This is a genomic window from Terrisporobacter mayombei (assembly GCF_020748465.1).
Taxonomy (GTDB): Bacteria; Bacillota; Clostridia; order Peptostreptococcales; family Peptostreptococcaceae; genus Terrisporobacter; species Terrisporobacter mayombei.
Genome location: NZ_JAHZMP010000112.1, coordinates 1 through 519 on the forward strand (window position 1 = coordinate 1; position 519 = coordinate 519).

General features: G+C 53.9%; 1 protein-coding gene. It reads right to left on the reverse strand.

The annotated features are described in order from the left end of the window. Nucleotides 1-503 (reverse strand): YidC/Oxa1 family insertase periplasmic-domain containing protein (locus K0039_RS24920; protein ID WP_228106809.1); only part of this gene is annotated, 503 nt, incomplete at its 3' end. Nucleotides 504-519 lie beyond the last annotated feature (16 nt).

Genomic DNA, 519 nt, shown 5'->3' on the forward strand with positions numbered 1-519 from the left:
GTCGGCGACATCTTCTGAATGAAGAACATCGTTACGCCCATCAGGATCGGCAGGATGTAGTACGGGTCCTGTGCCGACAGGTCGTGGATCCACAGTGCAAACGGTGCCTGACGCAGTTCAACGGAACCCATCAGCATGTAGTACGACGCCAGGAAGATTGGCATCTGGATCAGCTGCGGGAAGCAGCCGCCCAGCGGGGTAACCTTCTCAGCTGTGTACAGCGCCATCATTTCCTGGCTGGTACGCTGTTTGTCATCGCCCAGACGCTCACGCATTGCCTGAATCTTCGGCTGCAACATACGCATCTTCGCCATGGAGGTGTACTGCGCTTTGGTCAGCGGGTACATGATGCCACGAACGATAAAGGTGATGATGATAATGGAGAAGCCCCAGTTACCCACAAAGCTATGGATCCATTTCAGCAGTTTGAACAGCGGCTGAGAGATGAACCACAACCAACCGTAATCAACGGTCAGATCCAGGTGCGGAGCAACAGCTGCCATTTTGTCCTGGATTTCC